Below are 25,504 nucleotides of genomic sequence, written 5' to 3'. Positions count from 1 at the left end.
AAATGAACATCTTAAAAATACTGAAAAAAACCGTCATAGACAGCCAGGTTTATGTCTCTCTTATGGGAACTCTTTTTGCAGTATTTTTCATGAAAGAGCAAAACACATTCCGTTTCCCTACCTTTGCATTAATTTTCATCACTTATTTCAGTGGTTATCTTTATACTAAATACCAATATACCAGACATTTTTTCAAAATAGTTGTTATCAATGCCCTTGCGGGAATTGCCTGTGCTTTTTTAATCATCCACAATCATAATGAAATAAGGCTTTTGAAATGGTTTATTATTGTGGTGCTGGGACTGCTTTACAACAGTTTTTTTCTCGATGTTTATATCCGTAAGATTCCCTTGCTGAAAGTTTTCTATGTAGGTTTGGTATGGGCGCTGGTCAACTGCTGGCTTACACTTCCGGAATTCAGTATACCGATCTTTCTGATCAGCTTTTTCTTTATCACGGCACTTGTTCTTCCTTTTGATATCCGGGATATGAATAGTGATACCGTAAAAACCTTTCCGATGCTGATAGGTGTTCAGAATACTAAATACATTGCCTACGCACTTGTCTTCATCAGTAATATGATTTCAATTTTTTATCTTGATTTATCATATGCCACAGCTTTTTTTATGGCAAGCATTGTAACTTATATCCTCATCTATTTCTCTGATAATAAAAGAGATGACGCTTACTACTCTTTCGGAGTGGAAACTTGTTCTGCACTTCCTTTTTTATTTTTACTAATAATGGAGTATTTTTGACGAATGATTATCAAGAAGCTTTCCCTTTACAATTTCAAAAACCACGCTGAGAAAAAATTTGAATTTTCCCCGCAGATCAACTGTTTTGTGGGTAATAACGGTGTGGGAAAGACCAATATTCTGGATGCCCTGCATTATTTATCAGTAGGAAAAAGCTTTCTAGGAAATACGGATTTTAACAATATAAAAAAAGAGGAAGATTTTTTTACCATTGATGCTGAAATTCAGAATGAGGAAAGTGAAGATATCATCAGAATCACTCAGCCTAAGGAAGCTAAAAAGGTGATCAAAAAAAATGATAAAAGCTACGACAGACTTGCTGATCATATCGGATATCTGCCCAGTGTGATGATCTCCCCCTATGACTCCAATCTTATTTCGGATTCCGGGGAAAGCAGGCGTAAGTTTCTGGATGCAATGATTTCTCAGACAGATTCAGAGTATCTTTTTGACCTTATTCAATATCAGAAGACCATTCAGCAACGAAATGCTTTACTGAAATATTTTGCCAAAAACAGAACGTGGGACAAAGATTCGCTGGAAATCTATGATGATCCCATTACCCGATTCGGAACAAAAATTTTTAATAAAAGAAAAGAATTTGTAGAGCAGCTTAATCCTATTGTTCAGAATTTTTACCAGATCATTTCAGGTGGAAAAGAAACAGTATCTGTTATTTATGAATCTCATTTACTGGAAAATTCTTTTGAAAATCTTTTAAAAGATAGCCTTGAAAGAGACCGTATGCTCACGTATACTTCAAAAGGAATTCATAAAGATGACCTTCTTTTTGAAATGGATCATATTTTAATCAAGAAAATAGGTTCCCAGGGGCAGCAAAAATCTTTCCTGATTTCTTTAAAGCTGGCTCAGATGAGTCTTGTGAAAGAACTTACCAAAAAGACACCTATTCTTTTACTGGATGACATTTTTGATAAGCTTGATGATACGAGAGTTTCACAATTGATTGAACTGGTCAACAAAGAAAGCTTTGGACAGATATTCATTACGGATACTCATCGGGAAAGAACTGAAAGTGTGGTCAAGAAAATTAATGAGGAAAGTATAATTTTTGAGGTTTAGTGCCCGACAATACAGAAATACTTGGTTTTAATTTAAAAACAAAATATTAAATTTATTTATCCATACTGTAGTATTTTTTATCTTAACTTATCATCCAAAACGAATTCCGAAACTCCAAAACACGAATCATGCACCCCGAACCTCAACTATGAAGAAGAAAAAACGTGAATATCAATCCTCCGAACTGGTAAAATCTTTTGCCAGAATCTACGGTTTTGAACATAAACTTGTCGCTTTTGATATTAAAGATTTCCTTGAAGAGTATCTTGATGAAAGTCTTTTCAAGGAAATAAGAAGTGTCAATATTGAAAATGAATGCATCATCATTAAAATTGATTCTCCTTTACTGAAACATGACTTTAAAATGCGAAAAAGCTTTTACCTCAAAAAGTTTCAGGATAAATTCGGGGTGGAAAAATTCAGTGACCTTCAAATATTGTAAGACGTAAACCTATAAAAAATGCTGCCCACGGACAGCATTTTTATCTTATTGTTAATGTTCTTCTGATTTATTAGAATTAGAAATCGTACTGCTCATTAAGTCATCTGCTTTTTTGTCCAGCCCTGAGCGTAATGGCAGGAAGAATTTCAACGGATGCTTGATAAAATATCTGAATATTTCTTTATAGATCTCACTTACCTGTCCAAAGTTCATCTTTCTGGACCTGAATGCCAGGAACATCGACAAACTGAAGCTTACCAGAAAATTGAAGAAACCGATCAAAAATACGGTTACAAAAGACATCCAGAATGTATAGGAATCTACGGAAAAATCTTTTCCATACAATCCCAACGCAAAGTTACCTGCAGCAAAGGTAATGTGTCTTATATCCAGATCAAGACCGAAAAACATCCCCACCGGAGCTGTCGCCCCAAGGAAAACACCAAACCAGAAATTAGAAATAATTCCCGGCCAGTTTTTAGCATAATATTTTGAAAGTCCTTTGGCAAATTTCTTCCCAAAAAAACTTCTGATGGAAAGGTTTTTAGCAATTCTTTCCGGAATCTGATAAAACACAGAATTGTTCCCGATATTCCCGGAAATAATTCCTGAAATAAAAAGATAAAATCCGGCAATACTTGCATGCAGAATTGCTTTTGATTTAAATGGATCAAGATCTTTTAACAGTTTATCGGAACGCTCTACAGCAAGGTTTTGTGAGAAAAAGACATCCAGACCGTAAATAATGGCAAGAGCCACCGGAAAGGCCAGCAATACATTGCCCACAAAGGCAATAAACTGGCTTCTGAATAATTTGGAGACCAGATGGGCAAACTCCGTATTGTTTCTTTGAGCATTCCCTTCTTCTGACAATACTTTTGTCATGGTAGCCGCTGTCATTGCCGGCTGTTTTGTTGCCAGAGTAAATCCCATCAGATAAATCATGATGAATCCCATTGCATAGTTCATCGAGTACAGGAAAGCATGAGAGAAGTCACTCCCGGGAATATATCCATACAGCATTTTCAGAACACAAAGGGCTCCTACAATAATTCCCCCTCCGCTCGCTTTATAGAACATAGTCATATATTCCTTCCGGGTAGACGTAATATAATGGGTACCCGCTTCTGCCGTGTGATTGGTAATAAGGTGTGAAATCAGCCTTGTACTGTCGTTAATAAGATCTGAGATATTATTTTTATGGGATTTATAGCTCAGAATATTAAAGACCAGCTGTTTAGATTTTATCTGAATATCTTCATCGGTATCAATAACCAATAGCTGAACAATCTCATAAATTCTTTTGGTCTGCTGGCGGATTTTTATCAGAGATTGATTAATTTTTCCTGAAATACCATATTTAGCTGAATTTTTAAAGGCAATATTCACAAATTCCTGGCATTGTTCTACATAGATCTTGATCTGCTTATATCTGCTGTCTTTTGAATGCAGCTGTAATTCAGGCTCTTTTATCAGATCATCGGCTAATGCCTCCAGCTCATTCTGCAGAGCAAGGAACGGATTGTCTAGATTTCTGTATTGAGGTGCCATTCTCACTACTTCCACTTCCATTGCCATTCCTGTTACCCTCCAGGAAAGAATATTCATAGAGAAAATGAGTTCTTTTTTCACATTGGGACGGATAATAAAATCCGAAGCTCCCAACATGTTTAAAAATTCATTGATCTCATTTTCGGGAAGATTATGCAGGTATTTCAAATCCTTCTTCGGTCTCATACTGACATTGTCGATCATGTACCATACTGTCTTTTCGTTTTCAACAGGTGGCAGAACTTTGTTCAGTATTCTTTTTTTCAGCTCCGGGAAAAAGGCATTTTCTGAAAGAATATTAGCTTCTGTCAGTGAAAGGTTAAAAGGTCTTCCTTTAAAAATATTGTGAATATAATATTTAAAGTTCTCAGTAAATTGAGGATTGCTTCTGAAAAAATTGAGCACATCTGTGAAGTCTGCCTCTTTTATGGTCTCTAAAAACTCTGCAAAGGGTTCTAAAGAAAGGGTTTCGTTCTTAAAAGAAAAATACTTTTTAAGAACTGACTCAAAATTTGTGCTGGAATTAAAGAATTTCATTAGTACAAAGATACTATTTCAAACTCACATTCCTCATCTGTCTCATAATCCAATTATGTTTCTTTCTTAAATAGGGAGATGGATTTTTAGGATCATACTTCTTTGGATTAGGTAATACAGCGGCAATCCATGCTGCATCTGAGGTACTTAAATCTTTGGAGGATTTCCCAAAATAATATTGAGCAGCAGCTTCCACACCAAATACACCCTGCCCCATTTCTATGGAATTCAGGTATCTTTCAAGGATAATATCTTTAGTCCATACTTTTTCTATAATAAAAGTATAAACGGCTTCCAGGCCTTTTCTCACCCAGCTTCTGCCTTGCCAAAGAAACACATTCTTTGCCGTTTGCTGGGAAATAGTACTTCCTCCTCTTATTTTTTTGCCTTTCTCGTTATTTTTCATGGCTTTTTCGATAGCAGTATAATCGAAACCGTCATGATCAAAGAATTTCTGGTCTTCAGAGGCAATTACTGCCTTCTTCACATTATTTCCCATCTCATCATAGGAAATATAATCTCTGTGCAGTTTTCCGTATTCAAAAAGCCCTCCTATCTGAGTAAGAGTGATTGGCGGATTAAAGAATCTGCCCCAGATGATAAAAACTACATTCAAAACAAGAATGATGAAGATAAGCTGTTTAATTTTTTTCCACATAACTTGATAAAAAGGAAAGGCAAAAATAAGCAAATAGTACGAGTTACTGCAATTCTTTCATATAAGTAAGCTGATAATTGGGTAAAAGTTCAGGATGAAAGATCTTTATATAATCTTTAAGGATCAAATCTGCTCTTACCACACCGCTTTCAAAGAAATCATTGGCTTTCAGTTTTTCTTTTCCTGCAATGGTATATATCTTTCCTTTATTGAATACATCCAGCTTTCCATAGAAAGGATTCATGCCCAGCATTTCTTTTTTTGAGGTATGGCTTCCTGCATTTACCCAGTACTGAACACCTCCTGCTTTAGCATATACTTCTTCAAAACTCATTGTTAATGCTTTTTCATCTTTATTATCCTTCATTATATAATTGGCATTGGCATCGGAAATATAGTGAGCCACAGAAGTATTTCCTCCCGGAAGATACCAAACATCCCCATACATTTCGTTAGCCAGGACAACAGGTTTTTCTTTTGCTTTTGACGCAAGCTGTTTCAGATCGCTGTAGTTTCTCTCAACTTCCTGATATTTAGCTTCTGCTTCTGCTTCTTTTCCTAAAAATTCTCCGAAAAGTTTGATATAAGCCGTTTTTTCCAAAGGCTTCTGCTCCATATATTCATCCAGAAATATCACCTGAATTCCATTGTTTTTTAAAAGCTCATAGGTATTGTCGAAACTGGCAATATGATTGGTAAAAATAGCATCCGGTTTCATAGAGATAATCTTTTCGACATCATATTTCTGTTCACTTCCTACATTCTGGATTTTTCCTTCTTTAATCAGATTCTGGATTTTATCAGAATAAATATACTCCGGACTTGAAACACCTATAATTACATTTTCTGCTCCAAGCTCCGAAATATACCCTGCCATACTTGCATTCAACAGGATTATTTTCTTGAAGGGAGTTTGATTTTGCTTAAAATTATAAGTAAAATTCCCCGATTTTAGTTCCAGGACACCATCATGTTCTTTAAATTGGGTACGGGCGGAGATATTTGTCCAGTCTGAGGACGAAATTTTTGATTCTCTCTTACAAGCAATTAGCGCAAAAACCGTAAATAAAAGTAAAATTCTCTGTTTCATCTTTCAAAGAACGGAAAAAAGTGGTATATTTGCAACCGTTAAACAACAAGATAACAAAAGGCCTCGTGGCGCAACTGAATAGCGCATCTGATTACGGCTCAGAAGGTTACAGGTTTGAATCCTGTCGAGGTCACTTAAGGAGACAACTATTTGATAGTTGTCTCTCTTTTTTTACACATAAAAATCTCTATATCAAGCTTTTACAGCCTGACATTTTATAGTTTGAATTTTTTGATGTGAAATCCCTAGTCCACCTGAAACAGACAGTCTAAAAGTGCTCTATCAGAGATTTCATCGGTATTGAAGCGTAGTTTGAAATCCCATTAAGGTTCTAGTATTTTTTCCTCTTTTGGCTTATTGTAACTTTTTGATACTAAATATAGTAATTCTAATATAATTTTAGCTTCTTTCTCATTTACTTGAACTCCTTTCTTAGCTAAAAGAATAATCGCTTGTTCAACTGAAACATTCTTATCAATAAAATTCATTTTTCTTATTAGTTTTTCGGTTACTTTTTTTTGATAATATTTTTAAAAATGCTTGATTCAAGTCCAAAGAAAGATCTCCTGTTTTATAATCAATATCAACTGGTGGAATAAGACTCACAAGACTTTTTTTATCTGAGGTGTCAAACTCGGAAAATTTTCGAAAAACTTCGACTATTTCTTTATCTTCTATTTGATCCTTTTTATCAATAGCTTTTAATTTAAGAAAAATATCACGCGCTTCCTTCTTAAGATGCCTAATGTTAACTTGATTCTCTTTTTTTAATTCATTGTAGTCATCAATTTTTAATACTCCTGCTAAAAACAACTTTCTGCCTCTAGAAAGAACTTGCCCCTCTTCTTTTATTTTTCTCTCAATTAAATTTTGATTGTACAAATAACTTGCTTTCAGTGTCTTTATATTCTGGTCTTGTAAAATACATTTAAATAAGTCAATTGTATTATTTGATAGTATTAATTGCTGAAGCTTATTTTGATAGCAATCATTCAGTAAAATTGCGTTTATCCTTGTTCTACAGCGATCATGACAATGATAATATGGGTATTTTTTTGAGCTTCCTTGCGCAATACTTCCACTGAGTTTTCGATCGCAAACAGGACAAATCAAAAAACCTCTAAGAAAAAACATTGCTTTTAAATCATCCCTTTTAGCTGTAGTTTTTCTTTTTGTATTAATAACAGACTGAACTTGATAAAATAACGATTCAGATATTAAAGGTTCATGCAAACCTTTTATCATTTGTTCTTCATTAGATTTAAGTTTGACTGATATAAGCCCACAATAAACTGGATTCCGTAAAATTCTGAAAAAGTGTGACCGTGAGCATATCAATCCTTTTTCATTAGCCATTTTCATTATTTCGGAAATCTTATGATCGTTCTGGGCAGCTTGATGAAAAGACCACTTTATAATATCAGCTTCAGGCTCTTTAGGAGCAATAGTTTTTTTACCATCCATTAATGTCAAATTAATAAATCCAATAGGTGCTTTATTAGGATATCTACCCATCAACTTCGCTCGACGAATACCATTTGCTGTATTTTGAGCTCTCCGAGTATTTTCCGCTTCCGGAACCGCTAAATATACAGCCAGCATAACGGTACTTTCCGGCACAGAGAAATCAATTGGTTGATCAATAGCCATTGCTGTCGTTTTATATTTTCGCAGCTTTCCAATCATTTCGTAAGCATATTCAACATTACGACTGAATCTGTCCCATTTTATAAATAGTATGTTTTTATCTTCTCCTGATGATTTCTTTTTAATTTCTGAAAACAATTCTTTCCACTCAGGTCGGTTGAAATTTTTGGCAGAATAGTCTTCACGATAGATTCCTTTGACTTCGATATTGTTATACTTACAATATTTCAATAATCTATCTTCTTGCTCGGGTAGGGAGTAACCTTTTCTTTTTTGTTCATCTGTACTTACGCGGACGTATAAATAGGCTGACTTCATATAATTAATGTATTTATTTGATTTACAAATTAATATTTTTAATCATATGAAATGATAAACAAAAAGCAGTTTATGCTGTATCAAATTAAAAACGGGAAATTCAGTAGAAAACTTTGATAGTAACAGCAGTAATTAATGACATTCTCACATCAATATGACACCTAGATATCAAAAGTATTTTTAAGGAACTGCAAAATTTTCATTACAATAAATACATATCTTCCTGTCATTAAGGATACCGCATCAAAAAGGAAATATTACAGCAATAATGATTTAATAGCATAAAATCTATTTTAATATTTCATACTTAATCCAAAGTAGATATTATTAGCAGAATCACAACACCTATTTTAACACACTCATAATCAAAGTCTATCAAAAATTTTCACCAAAGCAAATACAAGCCTTATCAACTTTTTACTCTCTCCTAGCATAATAATTCCAACCAAATTAAACTACAATTGACATGCCTTGTAATTCGTAGATGTTATATTGTTTGTTTTTAGTTACAAACAACCATTAAGTTTAAATAATAATATTAATGGTCTTCTAAAGCAAAGTTAAAATACCTTCCCGATTTACATAACTAAAAAAATGGTTAATAGATGCAGAAATTAACAAACACTTTACTTTTCATGGCTTCCGCAACACTTTTGCAACGCTGCAAATAGCAGCAGGAACATCAATATATATGGTTTCAAAATTGCTAGGTCATAAAGATATTAAGACCACTGAAATCTATGCAAAAATTGTTGACAGTTTGAAAAAGAAGCGTCTGAAAGAATAAAAATCAATCTGTTCAACATTGGTAAAAACATTATGGATGTTCATGAGAAACCATTTATAGAGTTAAATTAGCAGGTTTTAATATATATTAAGGGGGGGGGACATTTAAAGCCAAACTAAGCTATTAAAGGTTATACAAAAAAATATCAATTATAATAGTCATAAAATTCGAAAAAAGTTATGAATTATACGTTTGATGAGATTCCAAATATTCTTAAAAGGATAGAAAGTCGATTGGATAAAATTGAAGAAATTCTATTAGATCGTATTCAAAAAGAACTGCCTGAAAAAGAATTTATTAGTGCAAGAGAAGCATGCAAAATCCTCAAACTTTCGTTACCAACACTTTACTCAAAAGTTTGCTTGCGTGAACTTCCTTATTATAAAAAGGGAAATAGGCTTTATTTTTCTAAGACAGAACTATTAGAATGGATACAGGAAGGCAAAAAAAATCTTCCTATGAGATAAGTGAAACAGCAAATTTAATGATTAAAAATTTTGGAAAGAGAAAATGCTACTAAGGAAGTCTTGTATTTCAACTTATTAATCATATGTAACATATTAAATGTCAAAAAATTATATCAATATTAATATAAATTGTAAATCATTATTAAATAAATCTTCTACTTATTCTGTACTTTCTCTTACAAAATTCTATATATTTACTAAAACAAATTAACCTCGAATTCATGAATCCAACAACTTTAGCCTGTTTCGATGGTGATACTCGTGTCTACTATTATTGTTTAGCAGAAGAATCATAATTTGATTTTTTGTTCAAAAAGTACAGATATTTGAGCGTTAACACCGAAGAAATAGTCACACACTATAGAACGCTAAGTTTTCAACTGCGTTACCATATTCAACCTGAGAAATCAATCCTGATATTGGTAAACATCTTTCACCAAAAAAGATCTTGATTTATAGCTATGCCAGAAATAATTAAACATGCAATTCTTATTGGGATTAATGAAGTTCCCCATCTCCAATATTTAGACACCCCATCAAACTATGCAATCCAGATGAGGAACTGGGCACGGGATCAAGGATACAATACCTACCTATTTGTTGATCAACCTGAAGGCGAGGAAACAGGTATTTGTAATATAGCAGAAATAAAAAAGGTAATTCGTAAAATAATTGAAGATGGGACAGATCAACTTCTTGTTTATTTTTCAGGACATGGGGTTGAGCATACAGCAGCTAACGATGTATGGCTCCTACCTGACTACCAAAATGATCCGGATGATTGCATTAGTATTTCGCTCAACAAAGCGCTTGCCTATACCTCTGGGATTCCTCACGTAATCTTCATCTCGGATTCATGCCGTGTTCCCTCTGATCACAAAGCACTTAAAGCTGCTTCGGGTTCAGCAATTCTGCCAAATCTGGATAAATTGAATCCTGATACAGAAGTTGATGTACTTTATTCCACATGGCCTGGGCAACCTGCTGTTGACATTAAAAATAACGACGGTACCTACCGAAGCATATATAGCGATCATTTACTGAGTTGCCTCAATGGTAACGTTCCTGAGGTAATAAAGCAGATCCAGAATTTAGCACCTGGTTTTCCAGCCGTGCTTTCTGATGAATTAGGAAGATACTTAAAAAAAATTGTTCCAACTGAAACCGCTGCTGCCGGTGCCAAGCGTCAGTTTCCTATGAGCGATGTGACCTCCCGTGATCCATTGCATTTGTCCAAATTTGATATTGGTACACCAACTGTAGAAAGTGCTCCAGAAGGTAATTTACCTTCCGTATCGCCTCCGGGGGAACATCATGAAATTCAAACGGTTTCAAGCAAACTACAAGAACTTGTGCAGATAAGCGGTGCTAATATTGATGTAAAAACGCGTGAAATCGTTAATAATTTCCGTCGTGCATACAATGATGAGTATGATAATGATTTTTTCACCTCGCCAAATACGTTCAGTAGGGAACAAACAGGATTAATGGTAAGCGGTTTGCTTAACCCGGTCGTTTTTTCTAAAAGACCTTTAAAATTTCGATACCGAAATTTTGCAATTCCGCAGATATTAGATTATGATGAAGCATATAACATCTTGGATAAGGACAATATATTTATAATAGGAAACCCCAGAACAAGGATTTTTTACCCTGTAACTATTTTGGACGGTTTTTTTACACAAGTAGTTTTCGAAAAAGGAAAGCTTTTGACTGTAAACTATTTTCCTACAACAGGATGGCGTAGAGAGCAAGCACACCGCAGATCTGGAGAAATAGCGCGCAGAAAGGCAACGATTATTGCAGCTGCAAAAAATGGTATCTTCCTCGGGGATGAAGAAATAGCTGGCTTTTTACGTAGGTATAAAAATCTTGATCCAACCCTCGGACTATTTGCCGCCTATGCTTATTATCAAAAAGGTAATTTCGAAGGGGTAAGATCCATTTACCATATAATGCAAGATGAGCCGGAGCCTGTATTAGGTGATATTAAAATATTGGGAAAATTATCGGGTGTAAATCTGGAAAATATTGAGCACTTTGACATCCCTATTCCTATGCTAACTGAAGGCTGGTCATATTTAAAGTTACTACCAGAAAATCCATATAGTTATCTTTCAACACAATTAGAACCAGGACTTTGGACAGCGATCAATCGAACCGGACTTGGATATCTACATGACACCCAAAATTATAGAAAATTATAATGCAGATTTTATTTATACATGGCAGGGCTCAGGAAGAGTTCTCGCAAGAGATCTTACTAAGAATTTGGGCGGAAGCACTCAGAGCTTCTTTTGAAAATGCAAACATCCCTTTTCCGGAAAATTTAAATTTGACCCTGCCATATTACGGGAAAGACCTGATCCATCAGCGTGATCTTTATAAGCAGGCTATCAAAGACGGCAAATTTAAAATGCGTTCACCAAATAATGTAAGTGAATTCGATGAAGTATATGAAGACCTTCTGGAAGAACTGCGTAAAAATTCGGGCATAAGCAAGAAAGAAGTAGCTCAAGAATCAGGCGAAACAGAGCAATATAGAGGGCTGACCAACAACAAACATGTTATTGCGTTGGCAAGGCTTGTGGATCGGAGGTTAGATTCGCTTGGCAATTTTTGTGTAAAGTGGAAAACCGACGATGTTGTCACGTATTTGGTGGTAGAAGCTGCAAGACAGGAAATCAATAGTTTCCACACCTCAGCCATAACCAAAGAACCAACAATAATTATTTCGCATTCTTTAGGGACTGTGATCGCATACGATATTTTACATACCCTGGCTGAAAACCAATATGACATAAGAGGGTTAGTTACGCTTGGATCACCATTAGGAGTTCAAGCGGTTCAAAGGCAACTTTATCCCTGCCCTTCCTATCCCAAAATCTTAAATGGTCAGTGGGTCAATATCTATGATCCTAAAGATATAGTGGCTCTTAATCCTTTGAACAATAAGAATTTTAGGGTTACACCACAAATTATAAATCACGAAATTGAAAATAACAGCGATAATCACCATGATATCAAACCGTACTTAAGTAGCCCTGTTGTCGCGGAAACGATTTATACTATTCTTACGAGTGCTTGTAAATAAACCTCGACGGCACTTAAAATTTATTACTGCCCGCGCGCTTTCATAATCTCACGAATATCAAAGCCGGGTGGTAATCCTAAAGTTTTAACCTCTCCATCTTCAAAGGGAGTTATAATGTTCTGCTTTGATTTTGGAATGAGCAGGTATTTAACAATGGATTTACTAAATTCGGACATTGATGTTAAACTACTACCAAATAGTTCGTCCTCCTGCCCGGGCTTAAAAAGTTCACTACCGCCGATTTTCATCGATTGTATCTCAAAATATTTTCTCTTATGCCCCCCAGCAAGGCTAAGTTCATATTCTTTTAAGAGCAAATCAATTGTTATACGGCCATCACCTGGCAGATAAAATAAATAGTTCCGGTGAGGTTTTAGCTGCTCCAGCAAAAACTTGAAAGACTTTTCAAACTTACTATCACTTTCATACTGATAGATCTCATCTAACATTTCACCTTTATAATAATCCTTGCTTAAATGACCTTTTTCATCGAAATATATTTCGAAAAGAATACCATTTAAAAGGTGGTTTTCTCCTTTTTCATCAAACGATATGATCCAATTTCCCAGTGTATTAATAAGATCTCTGGCCTTAAAACCGCCGTAGTTGGCGGCATACAGTACGCCACGACCCAACAAAAATTTTTCACTGGGTGATAACGTTACCTTTGCCAAACTGCGTACTTTCGTTGCGGCATAATTTTGTTCGCTGAACTGCGTGGAGAATAAATCTAAAATTAATTTATCTGCTACACTACCTTTTGGAACAAATTGCTCCCTGATCAAGCTTTGGCTGTCATATGGCAGATCTGTCACATGGACCAATTCTGAGCGATGAAAATAAAAGTCCTCAATCATGGAAGTATGCTCCCACGGGGTTTGCTTACCTTTCGATAAACTATTTACCGAAACCCTAACCCTTTTAAAAAGAACCTCGATCGGTATATCCGGATCTTCCAGGTGCTTGAGCAGGCAGCCAGTATAGATGCTGTGGCCACCCTTCCCAAAATCCTGTGCCTTTTCACCAGGAGAGGTTGAAAAGGCGATCAGAGAACCTTTAGGAGCCTTAACTGGAGCAAGGTCCTCTTTTCCTCCCCTATATCTTTCCTTCAAGGGATTATTTCTGCAAGCATCCAATATTATAATTTTAACATCAGACTTAGCTCTATCCATTTTTTTGATGATTAATTGAAGTGGTATACAGCTTGTTTTTGCAAAATCGCTATCTTCAAAATTCGAATCTGTTGCGGAAAGGTAGTTCTCCCTCTCAATCTGAAAAGCGTGTCCTGAATAGTAAAAAAGACCAACTTCAAACCCTTCCAGTTTTTTCTCAAACTCTTTTATAGCTTTTTCAAACTCGACCTTGGTACAATTTTTTTTTAAGATAACTATAAAACCAAGGTTATGAAGTTTTTTCTCAATAGCAATTGCATCGTTTACGGCATTATCAAGGTTATCATCTGGATCCTCATAGATTCCATTACCTATCACCAGAGCGAGCGCTTTTTTCATAATTTATATTTTGCTTTAAATACTTTAATCGCCTATTAAGAAAATAACTTTCCTTATTCTATAATTTCACCAAATGGTTTTCCTTGAGTCCTATATATGATGTTTTCTTCAATAAAGCGGGTTATCAATGGTGATTTCCTCAGATCAAGAGGTTTCAATGCTTTTTGATTTTCCATAATCCAATATTCTGCATTCTCCCAATTATCTGGGTTTATCTTTGTAATAAATGCCGCACTGACTCTGGTATTTTGTCCTTCGTCTCTTCTACCTGTGAAAAAACCGTCATTGCCCCTGAATTCTTTGAAGGCATCTTCTGATCTTGGTAGATCAGTTGCAATACAGATTAGTATTTCTCCCTTCAAAAAATAAAATAACTCATATTTTAAACAATAGATCAAGCTGTTATTATTTCATAATAACTAAATATCTAATTTGCATATCGAAACTAAAGTGTATTTTAGTTGAGTTGTTCAGATTTTGTAGCTTAATCCATAAGATATTGGAGTTGTGGCAAATTCGTGGCACTTTTGAAAAGTAAATTTTAAATCATTTGATTTTCAATTACTTAAATCATTAGGTTCGAATCCCTCACTTTCCGCAAATGCGCTTTGAAGACGTTTAAACGAAAGGTTTTTATAAAGTGTGGCAAAATCGTGGCAAACATAGCCTCGACCACTGAAAAACCTTATAAATACACCGAAGAAGCGGAAAAGTTCGAATCCCGTATTATTTCGTTTCATTGTATTTAAGTCCCAGAAACCTCTTTTCTTTTGTAAAGGAAGCACGTTTGACAGAATCGATATCAAATACCAATTTTCCTTTCTTGTCAGCAAGTTCTATAAGGTCCCTATTCAAAGTAACGATATACTGAAACTCGTTTGGACTCTTTTCATTATAAGAATAGAGATAATTAAGACTCTTTTCGATGGAATCATCATCTTCAAAGATATTGTCGTGGATCAAAAATCCTGGGTGGTATTTTTTTGTATATTCATTGAACATAAGAGAAACGTCATAAATGAAGATTTTCATACGTTCTGTGGAATGGCTCCCGTCATCATCGGTTCTCATAATGAATTCCACAATACTATTGTTCTTTGTAGTAATGATATCGAAATGTGCTTCCCTATTGCCCATGATCTGTTCGTGGATCTCTAGGATTGTCTCCCTAAAACTTTTGATAACTTCAGTTTTCTGATAGAGCTCTTCATCAAATTTGGCCAACAAGGCGGTCTTTTCAGCTTTTAGAAGTTTTGTTTCCCTCTCTGCGGTGTCATGTCGTTCTATTAAGGACCTAAGACTGCTCAGTTCACTGTTCTTTTCATTAAAAACCTTGATTGAAGTTTTTAGATCTTTCAGAATTTCGCCGTTATCAATTAGACCTACTTTCCTGGAATAATCGTCATCCAATTTCCGTAGGGTTTCGTTCAACAAGCTCAGCTCTTCTTTAAGTGACTGTAGACGGTCATTGACAATAGAAGAACGAAATCCATCAATTTTGTTTTTAAATTCCTTAAGTTCATCCAGTGATTTTTCGACAAGGTCGCCCAGGCCCTGTTTGAACTGGTTAAAAATGATGGCCATTTCCTGTTCATTGATATTTTCAGGTGCCGGCAGAGAATCGATCTGCTTAATTTCATATTTTACAGCCTGCTGCCTCACCCTAAGGGTATGCATCCTCTCCTCCAGTTTAACAAGGTCATCCTGCAGGGCTTCAAAAGAAGCATTACCTTTGAGCGCTTCGATCGCTTTGTTGATTTTATGTACCTCACTATCAAGTTCATTGAGATGCGCTTTAGCATCGGGAATTTTGATCTCGTTGTTGCGAGTTACAATTTTTTTTATTTCTGAAAAATATGCCGATTTTTTCTTGAGATTTTCATTTACCACCTTAAGATCGGAATACTTCTCAAGTCCAAGATTAAGATAAAATAAATGGGGACTATAGTCAGGTGGAATCCTCTTGCTCGTGTCATGGGATTGGATCAGATCTTTAAATTCAGACCTTTCATCCCTAATGATGGGTTGAAGCAGATTTCTGAAACTTAGTCTCTTCAAATTGGCAGGAAAAGAATCAAAATATAGTTTACCCAGATAATCAGAGGCATCTTCAAGACGGTCGAAAATAGTCTCCCTTTGATCCAAGTATAGCGTTATGGTTTCCGGATTTCTTATGGACCTTGCAATGGTCATTTTTTTCCCATTAAAGTCTAGATCCAACTTGATATCACTTTCGATAATATCGATGGAACTTTTGGGTATGAGGCTTAACCTACTGTCAGAAAACCGCTTTAATAAACAAAAATTAATAAATTCGATGCAAATAGATTTTCCGACACCAATTTTTTTATCTGTGCTTTCGGCAGATTCTCCCATGATAATATTGATCCCATAATCGAAAGAGATGGGTTCGAATATTTTAGGTTCACTATATAATCTACTTAACTTAATCATTTCTGTTTATTAACATATATAAATGGGGCATTAAAGTCGATGATCCCTGAGGAGTACAAAAATGCAAGACCGAAGAAAAGATGCCTGTAACGGGTAATATTGTATTTCTTCAGATCTTTCGCAACATCGAAAATAGATATCTTGTCGGCTCTTCGACGCTGAATGGATTTCAGTATCAGCGAGGCGACATATACCGATGATGTTTTTATATTTTCGTCTTTACTTACCAACATGTTCTATTAATTTGGAAATACGTTACAATTAATGAGCTCATCGAGCAAATAAAACCTGATGGCCTGCTTATCGAATGTAAGTCCGTTTACTGACAATTTATTATTAAAGATATCAGCGAGTTGATCAAGAGCTGCTCTGGGATCATTATTTTCCCTAGTTAGCACCATATCACTTTCATATTTAAGATAAGTGGAAATTTTAATCGCTTTCACAGCGTCTACTTCCTTTCTTGCCTCAGCCAAGGGCTGCTGATACAACATACATAATTCCGAATACAAACTTATTAAAAATTTGCTATGATCAGCAAATCTGTTGAAAATTTTAAAGTCCGGATCAACGTTTCCAGGCCTCTCGGAGACTGCCAAATTATCTTCATTACTTAAATACCCTATCAGTGCCATTATGGTTTCAACTTCATTGGATTCCGTCTTATTTCTTTCCGGGACAATGTGCTTGTCTAAGAATTCTGCAATCTTCTTAACCTGATCCAGATCAGAGATATCATTTATCAAGGCAAGAAGTCTTGTGATATCCAAAACATCGTCCTTGTGTTTGAAATCATGTCCGAATTTCGTTCTATAGTCCTTAGCATCTTTGGATATCAGCATCAGCTTTAATTTATAATCTTTATTTTCCGGCTTACTATAAAATCCATCGATAGCTTCCTTAATCTTGACGTTATCATTTTGGGAGGTCACTTGGATTGCTATCTTATCCACATGATCTATCAGGTCAATAAAAGCGTAGTTATTGGATTCAAAATTCGTATTGGTGAAACTATAGCCAATCAGGTTGAAAAGATCCCTATAAAAATTTTCTGCAAAGATGTTAATGTCGGTCAGGTTTAGGGCATTTAAAATCATCACCTCTGTTTTTAGATAGGTAAGTCTCCTGGTGATCAACTTAACATATTTCTCTTTGTTATCCATATAATTTTTAAAAGGCTATAATTTATGCAAAGATATAAATATACCCTTATGAATTTCCGTATTTACATAAAAATAGGAACATAATTAACTGTCTAATTATTCTTTTCTACGGGGCAATATTTAAACATTGGCTTTAATATTGCTATTCCAGCCATTAAGGCTACGACATGTTTCGGATTGTCTTTTTTATGGAGACCGCACTTTTTTCTGCTGTTGGCGCAGTAAAGAAATGTGATTTGGAAAAGAATTAGACCATGCATTCCCGAAACTAGTGGATAAACATCAGAATGGAATGAATCATTCTCCTACATTTTCACTATTAATCTTGATAATTACGGAATGTTATTTTCGGCCTCAAGCTCTGAAATCATCCTGTCGACCTTTTCTTCATTAAAGAGATGCTGATGATTACTTCTGTTCACAAATAAGTAAAAGAGTTTTTTATTATTTTTTTCAATAAAAGTATCATCAAGATGGGGATATGAGAAATCAGAAGTCATTACGAAAGAAGTGACGAAATTTTCTCCTCCGTCTTTCACGATCTCTATACTAAAATTTTGAAATATTTTAAACAGATTGGCATCACTGGTTAAAAAAAACGGATAAATAGCTTTCTGGAGTATTTCTGATATACGAAAGCTGTTTGCTGTAAATTTGGAATGAAACATATCCCACGCAGTTCCTTTAAGCTTTTTTTTGACATCCTTAGGCTTATTGTCCAACCCTATCATTTTCCTAAACTCCGTATTTCCGCCAAAAATATTCATTCCCAACTTATACTCGGCACCGCGAAAGATGTTAAGTTCATTGGTCATCCAGTCTGCCAGTGCATCTATATTATATTCGGCATTACTTTTTGTCAGACCTTTTGTTGCCAGGCTTCTTATTTTAAGTAACGTACAATAAGAATTTTTCAGAATCTGGTTCACAGGCTCCATTGGATCTCCCTTCATGGGAGGTATTCTTCGGAACACAAAAAAGTCACGGTAAAAATCGTAATTAAAGCTTTTAAAAATTTTAATGGGGACTTGAGTAAAGAAATCAATCCGGTGTCTAAAATCCTCGAATTTTTCAAAATCGAAACTTTCTTTTTGTGAGCAGAGCTCTAAAAATGCAAAAAAAGGATCGATCCTGGTTTCGGGATATTTGGTTATATACTCTTTCAATGCTAATATTCTCTGGATATTGACCCCTTGTGCTTTTCTCTTATGTTCTACCACTTTAATGATATGCAAACAGACACAGCTGTCAAGAAAAACAATGGGCTGGAAGCCATCTTCCAAACAGGAGGTCGTAAATACCTTATCGGGTAAACTAACTTCTCCTTTTTCGCTAAAACAATTATAACTAAAATTCACATGTTTCATAAACATTAACTGCAACTTCCACATTACATTTGATAAGCTGAAGCATTGTGCAGCAAAAGAGGCTATTTTTCAGATATTGCCATAATATGCGTAACAGTTTATCGGTAAGGGCTAAAAACAAAGATATTAAATCTCTGGGGTATAAGATTACGATAAACCTTTAAAAACTTTTGCTGATAAAAACTAGCGGTAACATCTTCCTCCTCCTATCCTTAAGGCTAGACCATCCTAGCCTGTTAGAGATACGTTTTAAGCTTTTGCAATAAGTACTGTTTTTTATATTATTTGCGGAAATACTAAGACATAACAGGCCAGCTATAAATATTATCAATTAAATTTATACAATATATGTAAATATAATGTGTAATTTAGATATGTCACTAAATATAGTAATAGTGGAATACCTAACAGAATTCAAACAAAATCAAAATATCTTTAAATGAATCATTATCAATGAGTTAAAACTAAAATATTTTCTATATCTGTAAAAAAAGAGTTTGGATAACATCCTGTCAAGTTCACAAACGACAATATGCGCAAATTTAAACAATTTGCGCATATTTATTTTTATACAATTCATAATCATTTTCATTTGTTATTACTTTCTCACGAAAAAATAATCTTGCTATTCTTTGTTTAGTTGATATATCAGGTACCACATAAATGACTCCTGATTCCTTTGGTTTGTGTCTTATCGTGGTTTATTTTTGTGAATGATTCATATTATTTACATTTTAAATTAGTTATTAAAGAAAGGTTACAAATTCTTCAAATGGTTTGCGAACTTTTTCCAGTTGCAGATTCCAGTCATTTTCCTGGTCTCTGTATCCCAAAGCAAGCAACATTGAGCTTCTTAAACCTTTGGAAGGAAGTTTCAAAAATTCGTCAAGCGCTATCGGGTCAAAACCTTCCATCGGTGTAGAATCTATTCCTTCAGAAGCGGCTTCAACAATGGCTAAACCTAATGCAATATTTGCCTGCTTGGCTGCGTGATGGAAGTTTTCTTCGATACTCATATTTCCGAAAAATCGTTTCGAAAATTCTCTTTGTTTATCATACGCAATAGAATCAACATTGCGTTTTTCTGTCAGATAATCGAAGACTTTATCTATTCTCTCTTTAGAATATTCATCCCAAACTGCAAAAACCAACAGATGTGAAGATTCGACAACCTGAGGCTGATTCATTGCAATGGGTAATATTTTCTTTTTGATTTCAGGATTGCTGATTACGATAATTTCGTAAGGCTGTAATCCAATTCCTGATGGAGCAAGACGAGCTGCTTCCAAAATATTATTGATTTTTTCAGAAGAAATTCTCTCCCCTGTCATTTTTTTTGTGGCGTATCTCCAGTTCAATAATTCTATTATATTTTTCATTTGATGTTAGTTTTGAATCAAGGCAAATGATGAGTCATCACTTACCTTGATTAGTTTAAAGTATTTAGAAAATGCCTAGCTGACCTAAAAGTATCGTTGCGGCAGTGTAACAATGGAATGATTTTATTTTTCCATTCTCGATTGTGAAAACATCACAACAAGGGGTCTGCATTGTTTTATTTGTCGCAGGAATAGTTCCCGAAGGTAACTCGAGTGGACCTTTATGAGTTCCGTTTAAAGATAATTCAACTACTACTGTATTCTCATTTTCCAAAACATAAAGATCATACAATTCCCTGTGCATATCTGGAAAAGCTGTTGCATAAATATCTACTGTTTTGCCGATGTCTTGGCCGTAATACTTAGTTCCTGCAGATACATCCCAGAAATAGCCGTCTTCCGCAAAAAGTTCTACAAAACCTTGTGTATCCTGTTCTTCTGCGATTCTGTACAATTCACGGATTAATGTTTCATTTGCTGAATTTTGATTGATTACTGATGATTTCATACTATTTTATTTTAAATGTTAAAGATTGAGTTTGATTAATTTTTTTGAAAAATGGAGGCAAGAATCATGTTGATGAATTCTCATTCACCGATTTGTTTATTGTTAAATTTTGTTTGAGATTTTAAGAAAGAAACTATTTTTTGGCGTCTACAAAAACATATAATTTGACTGCTTTTCCGTTTTCGAAAACGAAAAGATCCATTCCTGTTACAGCATCCGGTTTTTCGGTAGTTCCGTTCTGCCAGTAGAGTCTTGCAATGTTGTGATTAACGTCTATTGCTTTGATATGGGAAAACTTAGAATTTGGGCTTTTCTGTTGCAATCCATCCACAAAACCATTGATTTCTTTGTGACCGACTGCTATAAAGTGACGGTCTACCATTTCAATCTCATCTGCATAAATTTTTAACATTAACGCTTCACGTTTTTTAAGGTCTCTTTCGTTCCAGATAGCCAGATGCCCTTCTACTAAAGATTCAATCTCATTTTCAGAAAGCGGTTTTGAATCTGGTTTTTCAGTTTGATTTTTCACAGCATCTTTGGGTGACCATAAAATTGTTGTCGGATTTTTTTTCTCATAGCCCTTGCCATTTGGATATGAAACCAATTCCATTTTAGAGCCCCAGGGTGTTAAAAAATACACCCAGGTTTCGCCTTCTGTATCTCCCGATGGCATCAAAAATGGTTCTCCCAAAAATTGTACTCCTTTGCTTTTCAGATAAGCAACACTTTTACTGATATCATTGGTATAAAAAGCAATGTGACTTGCTCCGATATCGTCTCCTCCAGGTTGTTGTGAACTTCCTTTATTGTCTTGATATTCGAATATTTCTATGTTGGCTCCCGTTCCTGCTTTTACCATTTTGAATGATACCGGACCGGTTTTGAGATTTATATGATTATTCTTTTTCCACACATCATCCAAAGGAATCGGGCCTAAACTTGTTACCGCTCTAAACCCTAAAACATCAGTGAAAAAATTTACAGCCTGTTTCATATCCGGAACGTTGATTCCCACATGGTCTATTCCAAGAATTCCTGTTTTTTCTTGCGCCGAGGTGTTTGAAACTGCTGCTGATAATAAAAGTGCACTTGCCACTGCTGTTGCATTGGCTTTGATTTGATTTTTTAAATTGCTCATTATGATAATTTTTGTTGTTATTTATAGAGCAAATTTCCAACATTCAGAGGTCTTCTTCCATTGACAAAAGCTTGAAAATAAAGCAAACAAATGTCAATGAAAAATTGAACCTGTTTAAAATTCAACGGTGATATTGGGATTTAATGTTTAGAAATAAAAAAGGCTGAAGCATAAATTCTTCAACCTTTATCTATTTATTTTGAAATTAATTAATCATTATATTTTGCAAGCCATTTAGCTTTCAATTCGGCTCTGGCATTGATAAATTCGAGGTCTGTTCCCTGAGCCACAGCATCCAATGGAAAACGCAACGGGCGGGCTCCTTCTTTCATTTGTATTAATTCCAATATCCCGTCTGCAATAGTTTGCGGATTCATATTGAATTCCTTCATTTTTCCAAACAATGCAGTACCGATAGCATTAAACTGCTCTGTGGCAACCGGATTATAGGCATCAGAAATTTCAGGTTTATCTGAATTAACACCCGCTTTTTCACCCGTGTTCATTTCAGTTGGATAAACACCCGGCTGGATAGAAACATTATCAATATTGAATTGTTTTAATTCATCCTGCATGCCTTCGGTAATACTTTCCACTCCAAATTTAGAAGCAAAGTAAGGAATCATAAAAGGGGAAGTATGAGCGCTTGCTCCGGAACTTATATTGATAACCAAACCACTTTTATGTTCTCTCATAGAAGGTAATACAGCCTGATAAGTGCGGATGACTCCATAAAAATTCACTTCAAACATTTGTCGTATCCTATCTAAGCTATAGGCTTCCAATAACCCGAAACCTGAAACAGCGGCGTTGTTTACCAATACATCGATTTTACCATACTTTTGAAGTGCTTTTTCGACAGCATTGGTTACCGAAGAATCATCAGTTACATCAATTTCAACGACTTCGATATTCGGGAGTGCTCCCAATTCTTTGGCTACGGTTTCATTTTTTACTGAAATACCTCGCATTCCTGCAATGACGGTGTATCCTGCTTTTGCAAGAGTAGTTGCTGTTAATTTCCCAAAGCCTGTGCTTGTTCCGGTGATAAATACTGTTTTATTCATTTTGTCTTATTTTTAATTGTTATTTTAATAAGGCAAAGATGCTGGAACATTGGACCTTCGTCCATTGACAAAAGCTTGAAAATAAAGCAAACAAATATCAATGAAATGGATTGGGTTTATTTCTTAACCATATTTCTACGCAGTCTGGTAAGGGTTTCGGGAGTAATACCAATATAAGAAGCAATCATATGCTGAGGAATACGGTTAACGATATGAGGATATTTTTCGAGGAAATTCTGATATTTTTCTTCCGCTGTAAAACTAATATTAGCTAAAATTCTTCCCTGCGAAACAATAAAGCTTTTCTGAATAATCTGATTAACCAATTGATCGAGCTGAGGAATTTCTGCGCACAGCTTTTCAAAATCTGACTTTTCAATTAAAATCACTTCTGTAGGTTCGATAGCGTCAATGTTGAGACGTGAAGGATTTCCACTGTGAAGACTTTCTCGATCTCCCGTCCAATAATTTTCCGGGGCAAAGCTGATGATATGTTCGGTTCCATTTTCAGCTATAGAAAAGGTTTTTACCAATCCACGACAGATAAATGCGTTGTAATGCCAAATGTCTCCTTCCTGAGAAAGGAATTGTTTTTTACGAAGTTTTTTGGGTTTACATACGGATTCTATTAATTGTATTTCCTGGTTAGAAAGTTCTATTTTGTCGGTAAGGTATTTTAGAAAGATTTCGAACATTATTCATAGTTATAAAGCAAATTTAGAAATTTAAAATAATTCAGCTATTTAGATTTTATAAATTTAATTTGCTAAAGTTTAGATTCATTAACAATTCAATACTTTTCTGTTAAGATAATCAGACTTGTGATACCAAATGAAAATCAATAGTACACATTTTGTTTAATTTAGCTCAAACGAAACCAATCATCTATAAAAATGTTTGAAGATACGCTCGCCCTGTTTGCAAAAAGCAAAATGGCACCAACTTTAGTCGGCGCCATTTATTTTATTTTTGATTCAACATATTGCGTAATTCCATTGAATCACAATCCAATTTTTTATGGTAAAATATCTACTGATTATATAGCCTAAGAATCTCCACCAATTCGGGTACGGATCGTATTTTCAGCTTCTCAAACAACCTGTTTTTGTAAGTACTGATCGTTGATGAATGAAGATTCAGTTGATTTGAAATTTCTTTGAGGGGAAGACCTTCTGCAATCTTATTGGCAATTTGCAATTCGCGGTCTGATAATGCTTCAAAGGGAGAATTTTTTGTCACACCATTTAATGATTCTAAAAAAATTGCTTCTTTTATGTTGTCACTGACATATCGGCCCTTACTGAGCATCGCCGTTAAAGCAGTCTCAATGACTTCAGTGGAACTTAGCTTGCTGAGATAGCCACCAGCACCCATTTTTAGATAACGCATCCCATACAACTCTTCATCCTGTGAAGAAAATATGAGAACCTTTAATTCAGGTTGGTTAATTTTTATGTAATCTATTGCTTCCTGAACAGAACCATTAGGCATATTAACATCCATAATGGCCAGATCAAATTCTTCTTTCAGAATTAATTTGTACAGCGATTTATAATCTTCTACTTCTGAAATTATGGCATCGGGTATGAATCGTTTGATTGTTTGTATCAAACCCATCCGAACGATACCATGATCATCTGCTACAACAATGCGAGTGTTTGCTTTTAAACCCATTATTCTATAATTTTATGTAAAAAAAGAGAAACCGTAGTACCTTTATTTTCAGCGGAAGTAATTTGGATGTTTCCCTTCAGCAAGGATATAAAATTTTTTACAATTTTCAAACTTAATCCAACTCCTTTCTCACCCTCAGTTCCCAGGAATATGGGGCTACCATAATTGTAGATCGTAGATAAATACTTCTCCTCTATTCCTGTTCCGGAATCAATGACAGAAAGCACAACCTGATCACCTTCTGTAGTTGCCTGTAAATAAATATCTTGCCCCGCAAAGGAGTACTTTACTGCATTGTTAAAAATCTTGTCTAAAACATATTCGAGCAACAGGCGATCGCTTGTAAGAAATGCATCATGGTCTCCTTTAAAATAAAATTTAATATTTTTTTCGTTTAATCTAGCAGCATATTTTTCTTCTAAATAGTGAAAAAGATCCATCACCATGATTTTAACGGGTTTAATCTTAAAATCCCCGTATTGTGTTTTTAACCAGGCATTACTGTCCTGGATCGTTTGCAGATTCTTCTGGGCATCTCGTTTTACCTGTGGCAACAACTTAAAAAAATCTTCCTCACTTAAAGTCTTTTGCTCTAACTCTTCTACAAGCCATAAAAAAGTTCCAAACAGTTCTTTTGGGTCATGAGACAATATCGAGATCAGTCCGTTCTTGAAATTGATTTCGTTTTCCAGTCTTTCGATTTTTAATTGGAGTTCGTTGATAAAATCATTCATAAATTAAGTATCAAAGGTTTTAGAAGCTTTTTGAATTATTTTTTTGGAAAAAGGTAGAAAGAGTTATATTTTTT

The 25,504-nt window shown here is 34.9% G+C and carries 25 protein-coding genes and 1 tRNA gene; 8 read left to right on the top strand and 18 right to left on the bottom strand.

The window, feature by feature from the left end; genetic code table 11:
* Window positions 1-2: 2 nt before the first annotated feature.
* From ACWPWS_RS01665 to ACWPWS_RS01655, 3 genes are all read left to right on the top strand, one after another.
* A complete protein-coding gene (locus ACWPWS_RS01665) occupies window positions 3-758 on the top strand; it encodes a hypothetical protein (protein ID WP_454045273.1) in 756 nt (251 codons plus the stop codon).
* 3 nt (window positions 759-761) lie between these two features.
* Window positions 762-1,841: a DNA replication/repair protein RecF gene (gene recF, locus ACWPWS_RS01660; protein WP_454045272.1), complete on the top strand. Its 1,080-nt coding sequence runs from the start codon at window positions 762-764 to the stop codon at window positions 1,839-1,841.
* Between the two features lie 148 nt (window positions 1,842-1,989).
* Window positions 1,990-2,283 (top strand): hypothetical protein, encoded by a 294-nt coding sequence (locus ACWPWS_RS01655; RefSeq protein WP_105680697.1) that lies wholly within the window; start codon window positions 1,990-1,992, stop codon window positions 2,281-2,283.
* A 51-nt stretch (window positions 2,284-2,334) separates the two neighbouring features.
* Here ACWPWS_RS01655 and ACWPWS_RS01650 read toward each other — a convergent pair whose 3' ends face one another.
* Genes ACWPWS_RS01650 through ACWPWS_RS01640 form a run of 3 tightly spaced genes read right to left on the bottom strand, consistent with a single transcriptional unit; the run spans window position 2,335 to window position 6,119 of the window.
* Window positions 2,335-4,371, bottom strand: a complete 2,037-nt coding sequence (locus tag ACWPWS_RS01650) for a recombinase (RefSeq protein ID WP_454045271.1) — start codon at window positions 4,369-4,371, stop codon at window positions 2,335-2,337.
* A 13-nt stretch (window positions 4,372-4,384) separates the two neighbouring features.
* A complete protein-coding gene (gene mtgA / locus ACWPWS_RS01645; RefSeq protein ID WP_105680699.1) occupies window positions 4,385-5,029 on the bottom strand; it encodes a monofunctional biosynthetic peptidoglycan transglycosylase in 645 nt (214 codons plus the stop codon).
* A gap of 43 nt (window positions 5,030-5,072) precedes the next feature.
* Window positions 5,073-6,119 (bottom strand): ABC transporter substrate-binding protein, encoded by a 1,047-nt coding sequence (locus ACWPWS_RS01640; RefSeq protein ID WP_454045270.1) that lies wholly within the window; start codon window positions 6,117-6,119, stop codon window positions 5,073-5,075.
* A 59-nt stretch (window positions 6,120-6,178) separates the two neighbouring features.
* On the opposite strand from ACWPWS_RS01640, the gene ACWPWS_RS01635 reads away from it, so the two are divergent.
* Window positions 6,179-6,252, top strand: a tRNA-Arg gene (locus ACWPWS_RS01635).
* A gap of 190 nt (window positions 6,253-6,442) precedes the next feature.
* On the opposite strand, the gene ACWPWS_RS01630 is transcribed toward ACWPWS_RS01635, so the two are convergent.
* Entirely contained in the window at window positions 6,443-6,607 is a 165-nt protein-coding gene (locus tag ACWPWS_RS01630) for a PTS sugar transporter subunit IIBC (protein ID WP_076549604.1), read from the bottom strand.
* Window positions 6,594-8,084: a recombinase family protein gene (locus ACWPWS_RS01625; RefSeq protein ID WP_454045269.1), complete on the bottom strand. Its 1,491-nt coding sequence runs from the start codon at window positions 8,082-8,084 to the stop codon at window positions 6,594-6,596. The genes ACWPWS_RS01630 and ACWPWS_RS01625 overlap by 14 nt, the downstream gene beginning before the upstream one ends.
* A 601-nt stretch (window positions 8,085-8,685) precedes the next feature.
* On the opposite strand from ACWPWS_RS01625, the gene ACWPWS_RS01620 reads away from it, so the two are divergent.
* The 4 genes from ACWPWS_RS01620 to ACWPWS_RS01605 all read left to right on the top strand — a co-directional run bounded on the left by ACWPWS_RS01620 (window position 8,686) and on the right by ACWPWS_RS01605 (window position 12,432).
* On the top strand, window positions 8,686-8,871 hold the full coding sequence (locus ACWPWS_RS01620) for a tyrosine-type recombinase/integrase (RefSeq protein WP_105680701.1): 186 nt from the start codon (window positions 8,686-8,688) through the stop codon (window positions 8,869-8,871).
* A 179-nt stretch (window positions 8,872-9,050) separates the two neighbouring features.
* Window positions 9,051-9,338, top strand: a complete 288-nt coding sequence (locus tag ACWPWS_RS01615; RefSeq protein WP_105680702.1) for a helix-turn-helix domain-containing protein — start codon at window positions 9,051-9,053, stop codon at window positions 9,336-9,338.
* Between the two features lie 461 nt (window positions 9,339-9,799).
* The gene (locus ACWPWS_RS01610; RefSeq protein WP_105680703.1) at window positions 9,800-11,545 is read left to right on the top strand and encodes a caspase family protein; all 1,746 of its coding nucleotides are present in this window, start codon (window positions 9,800-9,802) and stop codon (window positions 11,543-11,545) included.
* Complete coding sequence (locus tag ACWPWS_RS01605; protein WP_105680704.1) at window positions 11,545-12,432, top strand: DDHD family phospholipase; 888 nt, start codon at window positions 11,545-11,547, stop codon at window positions 12,430-12,432. Before ACWPWS_RS01610 ends, ACWPWS_RS01605 begins: the two co-directional genes overlap by 1 nt.
* Before the next feature lie 23 nt (window positions 12,433-12,455).
* On the opposite strand, the gene ACWPWS_RS01600 is transcribed toward ACWPWS_RS01605, so the two are convergent.
* The 13 genes from ACWPWS_RS01600 to ACWPWS_RS01540 form a co-directional block, all read right to left on the bottom strand.
* Window positions 12,456-13,943: a caspase family protein gene (locus ACWPWS_RS01600; RefSeq protein WP_454045268.1), complete on the bottom strand. Its 1,488-nt coding sequence runs from the start codon at window positions 13,941-13,943 to the stop codon at window positions 12,456-12,458.
* Window positions 13,944-13,996: 53 nt separating this feature from the next.
* Window positions 13,997-14,305 carry a hypothetical protein gene (locus tag ACWPWS_RS01595; protein ID WP_105680706.1) on the bottom strand — a complete coding sequence of 103 codons (309 nt, stop codon included), beginning with the start codon at window positions 14,303-14,305 and terminating at the stop codon, window positions 13,997-13,999.
* 364 nt (window positions 14,306-14,669) lie between these two features.
* Complete coding sequence (locus ACWPWS_RS01590; protein WP_105680708.1) at window positions 14,670-16,397, bottom strand: DUF2326 domain-containing protein; 1,728 nt, start codon at window positions 16,395-16,397, stop codon at window positions 14,670-14,672.
* Complete coding sequence (locus ACWPWS_RS01585; protein ID WP_105680709.1) at window positions 16,394-16,630, bottom strand: hypothetical protein; 237 nt, start codon at window positions 16,628-16,630, stop codon at window positions 16,394-16,396. The genes ACWPWS_RS01590 and ACWPWS_RS01585 overlap by 4 nt, the downstream gene beginning before the upstream one ends.
* Before the next feature lie 6 nt (window positions 16,631-16,636).
* Window positions 16,637-17,560: an SMEK domain-containing protein gene (locus tag ACWPWS_RS01580; RefSeq protein ID WP_105680710.1), complete on the bottom strand. Its 924-nt coding sequence runs from the start codon at window positions 17,558-17,560 to the stop codon at window positions 16,637-16,639.
* A 332-nt stretch (window positions 17,561-17,892) separates the two neighbouring features.
* A complete protein-coding gene (locus ACWPWS_RS01575) occupies window positions 17,893-18,951 on the bottom strand; it encodes a hypothetical protein (protein ID WP_454045267.1) in 1,059 nt (352 codons plus the stop codon).
* A gap of 722 nt (window positions 18,952-19,673) precedes the next feature.
* Window positions 19,674-20,306: an NAD(P)H-dependent oxidoreductase gene (locus ACWPWS_RS01570; RefSeq protein ID WP_454045266.1), complete on the bottom strand. Its 633-nt coding sequence runs from the start codon at window positions 20,304-20,306 to the stop codon at window positions 19,674-19,676.
* A gap of 64 nt (window positions 20,307-20,370) precedes the next feature.
* Window positions 20,371-20,814 carry a nuclear transport factor 2 family protein gene (locus tag ACWPWS_RS01565; RefSeq protein WP_309513429.1) on the bottom strand — a complete coding sequence of 148 codons (444 nt, stop codon included), beginning with the start codon at window positions 20,812-20,814 and terminating at the stop codon, window positions 20,371-20,373.
* 133 nt (window positions 20,815-20,947) lie between these two features.
* Window positions 20,948-21,955 carry a VOC family protein gene (locus ACWPWS_RS01560; RefSeq protein ID WP_454045265.1) on the bottom strand — a complete coding sequence of 336 codons (1,008 nt, stop codon included), beginning with the start codon at window positions 21,953-21,955 and terminating at the stop codon, window positions 20,948-20,950.
* 209 nt (window positions 21,956-22,164) lie between these two features.
* On the bottom strand, window positions 22,165-23,022 hold the full coding sequence (locus ACWPWS_RS01555) for an SDR family oxidoreductase (RefSeq protein WP_454045264.1): 858 nt from the start codon (window positions 23,020-23,022) through the stop codon (window positions 22,165-22,167).
* Between the two features lie 116 nt (window positions 23,023-23,138).
* Window positions 23,139-23,717: a Crp/Fnr family transcriptional regulator gene (locus tag ACWPWS_RS01550; protein ID WP_309513428.1), complete on the bottom strand. Its 579-nt coding sequence runs from the start codon at window positions 23,715-23,717 to the stop codon at window positions 23,139-23,141.
* Between the two features lie 334 nt (window positions 23,718-24,051).
* A complete protein-coding gene (locus tag ACWPWS_RS01545; RefSeq protein ID WP_454045263.1) occupies window positions 24,052-24,696 on the bottom strand; it encodes a response regulator in 645 nt (214 codons plus the stop codon).
* Window positions 24,696-25,430: a sensor histidine kinase gene (locus ACWPWS_RS01540; RefSeq protein WP_454045262.1), complete on the bottom strand. Its 735-nt coding sequence runs from the start codon at window positions 25,428-25,430 to the stop codon at window positions 24,696-24,698. Before ACWPWS_RS01540 ends, ACWPWS_RS01545 begins: the two co-directional genes overlap by 1 nt.
* Window positions 25,431-25,504 lie beyond the last annotated feature (74 nt).

The organism is Chryseobacterium sp. Marseille-Q8038 (genome assembly GCF_965111995.1).
Note: the sequence above shows the minus strand (reverse complement) of the source record. Positions and strands in the feature narration are given on the sequence as shown.

What these genes read in the sequence shown, in the direction of transcription:
- ACWPWS_RS01665 (WP_454045273.1), top strand. Translation starts at nt 3, where the DNA reads ATGAACATCTTAAAAATACTGAAAAAAACCGTCATAGACAGCCAGGTT.
- recF (WP_454045272.1), top strand. Translation starts at nt 762, where the DNA reads ATGATTATCAAGAAGCTTTCCCTTTACAATTTCAAAAACCACGCTGAG.
- ACWPWS_RS01655 (WP_105680697.1), top strand. Translation starts at nt 1,990, where the DNA reads ATGAAGAAGAAAAAACGTGAATATCAATCCTCCGAACTGGTAAAATCT.
- ACWPWS_RS01650 (WP_454045271.1), bottom strand. Translation starts at nt 4,371, where the DNA reads ATGAAATTCTTTAATTCCAGCACAAATTTTGAGTCAGTTCTTAAAAAG.
- mtgA (WP_105680699.1), bottom strand. Translation starts at nt 5,029, where the DNA reads ATGTGGAAAAAAATTAAACAGCTTATCTTCATCATTCTTGTTTTGAAT.
- ACWPWS_RS01640 (WP_454045270.1), bottom strand. Translation starts at nt 6,119, where the DNA reads ATGAAACAGAGAATTTTACTTTTATTTACGGTTTTTGCGCTAATTGCT.
- ACWPWS_RS01630 (WP_076549604.1), bottom strand. Translation starts at nt 6,607, where the DNA reads ATGAATTTTATTGATAAGAATGTTTCAGTTGAACAAGCGATTATTCTT.
- ACWPWS_RS01625 (WP_454045269.1), bottom strand. Translation starts at nt 8,084, where the DNA reads ATGAAGTCAGCCTATTTATACGTCCGCGTAAGTACAGATGAACAAAAA.
- ACWPWS_RS01615 (WP_105680702.1), top strand. Translation starts at nt 9,051, where the DNA reads ATGAATTATACGTTTGATGAGATTCCAAATATTCTTAAAAGGATAGAA.
- ACWPWS_RS01610 (WP_105680703.1), top strand. Translation starts at nt 9,800, where the DNA reads ATGCCAGAAATAATTAAACATGCAATTCTTATTGGGATTAATGAAGTT.
- ACWPWS_RS01605 (WP_105680704.1), top strand. Translation starts at nt 11,545, where the DNA reads ATGCAGATTTTATTTATACATGGCAGGGCTCAGGAAGAGTTCTCGCAA.
- ACWPWS_RS01600 (WP_454045268.1), bottom strand. Translation starts at nt 13,943, where the DNA reads ATGAAAAAAGCGCTCGCTCTGGTGATAGGTAATGGAATCTATGAGGAT.
- ACWPWS_RS01590 (WP_105680708.1), bottom strand. Translation starts at nt 16,397, where the DNA reads ATGATTAAGTTAAGTAGATTATATAGTGAACCTAAAATATTCGAACCC.
- ACWPWS_RS01585 (WP_105680709.1), bottom strand. Translation starts at nt 16,630, where the DNA reads ATGTTGGTAAGTAAAGACGAAAATATAAAAACATCATCGGTATATGTC.
- ACWPWS_RS01580 (WP_105680710.1), bottom strand. Translation starts at nt 17,560, where the DNA reads ATGGATAACAAAGAGAAATATGTTAAGTTGATCACCAGGAGACTTACC.
- ACWPWS_RS01575 (WP_454045267.1), bottom strand. Translation starts at nt 18,951, where the DNA reads ATGTGGAAGTTGCAGTTAATGTTTATGAAACATGTGAATTTTAGTTAT.
- ACWPWS_RS01570 (WP_454045266.1), bottom strand. Translation starts at nt 20,306, where the DNA reads ATGAAAAATATAATAGAATTATTGAACTGGAGATACGCCACAAAAAAA.
- ACWPWS_RS01565 (WP_309513429.1), bottom strand. Translation starts at nt 20,814, where the DNA reads ATGAAATCATCAGTAATCAATCAAAATTCAGCAAATGAAACATTAATC.
- ACWPWS_RS01560 (WP_454045265.1), bottom strand. Translation starts at nt 21,955, where the DNA reads ATGAGCAATTTAAAAAATCAAATCAAAGCCAATGCAACAGCAGTGGCA.
- ACWPWS_RS01555 (WP_454045264.1), bottom strand. Translation starts at nt 23,022, where the DNA reads ATGAATAAAACAGTATTTATCACCGGAACAAGCACAGGCTTTGGGAAA.
- ACWPWS_RS01550 (WP_309513428.1), bottom strand. Translation starts at nt 23,717, where the DNA reads ATGTTCGAAATCTTTCTAAAATACCTTACCGACAAAATAGAACTTTCT.
- ACWPWS_RS01545 (WP_454045263.1), bottom strand. Translation starts at nt 24,696, where the DNA reads ATGGGTTTAAAAGCAAACACTCGCATTGTTGTAGCAGATGATCATGGT.
- ACWPWS_RS01540 (WP_454045262.1), bottom strand. Translation starts at nt 25,430, where the DNA reads ATGAATGATTTTATCAACGAACTCCAATTAAAAATCGAAAGACTGGAA.